At 60.6% G+C, this 1,353-nt stretch carries 2 protein-coding genes and 1 pseudogene; all 3 read left to right on the top strand.

Annotated elements, in window-relative coordinates; genetic code table 11:
- Window positions 1-250: 250 nt before the first annotated feature.
- Window positions 251-730 carry a glycoside hydrolase family 108 protein gene (locus tag CHEJ32_RS26500; protein WP_245261273.1) on the top strand — a complete coding sequence of 160 codons (480 nt, stop codon included), beginning with the start codon at window positions 251-253 and terminating at the stop codon, window positions 728-730.
- A gap of 207 nt (window positions 731-937) precedes the next feature.
- Window positions 938-1,141 (top strand): hypothetical protein, encoded by a 204-nt coding sequence (locus CHEJ32_RS0123245; RefSeq protein WP_028035901.1) that lies wholly within the window; start codon window positions 938-940, stop codon window positions 1,139-1,141.
- Window positions 1,141-1,353 (top strand): annotated as a pseudogene (locus CHEJ32_RS0123240) (hypothetical protein); the annotation flags it as partial. The gene CHEJ32_RS0123245 and the pseudogene CHEJ32_RS0123240, both read left to right, overlap by 1 nt.

Raw genomic sequence — 1,353 nt, 5'->3', positions numbered from 1 at the left:
ACTGCTGTAGCTGTGGTAAGTGCGAGTAGTTTCATCATTTCCTCTTGTGTGCCTGACGGAGCAGGCGCACGTAAGGCTCGGATAATCCTCGCTTTTCAAGTGCTTGTACTTTTGCCCACCCCATTCACGTTCTAATTGCATGTCGAAATCTGTCGTGCAACCCGCACAAATGTGGGGGGCGGCGATATGCGCACGGGGCGCGGCGATCCTGCTCGACTTCTGAACTGATAGCCAACTGAAAGGAAAGCCGATGGAAGCGAACTTCCAGAGGGCACTTGCGCTCGTCCTGAAGCATGAGGGCGGCTTTGCCGACCATCCGTCCGACCCNGGCGGGGCCACGAATAAGGGCATCACACTCAAGACCTTCCAGCAATATGTGAAGCACAACGGCACGGTCGCAGACCTGAAGCGTATCACTGATGCCCAGGTCGCCACAGTCTACAAGCTCCACTACTGGAACAAGGTGAAGGGCGACGATCTGCCGGCCGGCGTTGATTATGCCGTGTTCGATTTCGCTGTGAACAGCGGCCCGAAGAGGGCGGCAGAATACCTGCAATCGCTCTTGCTGGTGAAGGTGGACGGCATCATCGGGCCGCAGACCATCGCAGCCGCAAAGAGGGCTGACGCCGGGCAGCTGAATCAACGCCCTCTGCGACAAGCGCATGACCTTCTTGAAGGGCCTGCCGACATGGGGCGATTTCGGCAAGGGATGGACGCGGCGTGTCTCTGACGTCCGCATCCATGCGCTTGCAATGGCCATGGACGGACACACAGCGCCTCCGCCTCCGCCACCTGAGACTACTGGTGCAGGCGACGTTCAGCCAAAACCTGCACCAATGGGCAGAGGAGGGGCGATCGCCGCCCTGTTCGCAGCGCTCGCTGCTGCTGCCTACGCCGCCTGGGATCACATCACGGCATTTTTCGGAGGGCTGTTCTGATGCTTGGCCCGCTCTCTCGCATCATCCTCCGCTATATCGCCGGCGCATTGGTGATGCTCGGCTTCCTGACGGCCGACATGGGGCACATGCTGGCCGATGATCCGGATCTTGCCGCTCTCCTACAATGGGCGCTCGGCATTGTCGCGGCGGCTCTTGCTGAGGGCGGTTATTGGCTGGCCAAGCGCTGGGGCTGGAGGACGTGATGTTCGGTCTCAGCACTTGGCTGCGGCTCGGCGTCGGCGCGCTTGTGGCCGGCATTCTGATCGGCTCGCATGTGATGGCTTACCGGGCAGGGGCGCAATCCGAGCGCCGGGAAGCTTTGGAACGCTCGATCGATCTTCTCCGTGAAAGGAACGCCACCGATGAGACGATCCGCAATATGGACGATGTCGCTCTTTGCGCCGCTCTTGGCGGC

The sequence above is a fragment of the Chelativorans sp. J32 genome (assembly GCF_000518985.1).
In the GTDB taxonomy this organism is placed as follows: domain Bacteria; phylum Pseudomonadota; class Alphaproteobacteria; order Rhizobiales; family Rhizobiaceae; genus Chelativorans.
Note: the sequence above shows the minus strand (reverse complement) of the source record. Positions and strands in the feature narration are given on the sequence as shown.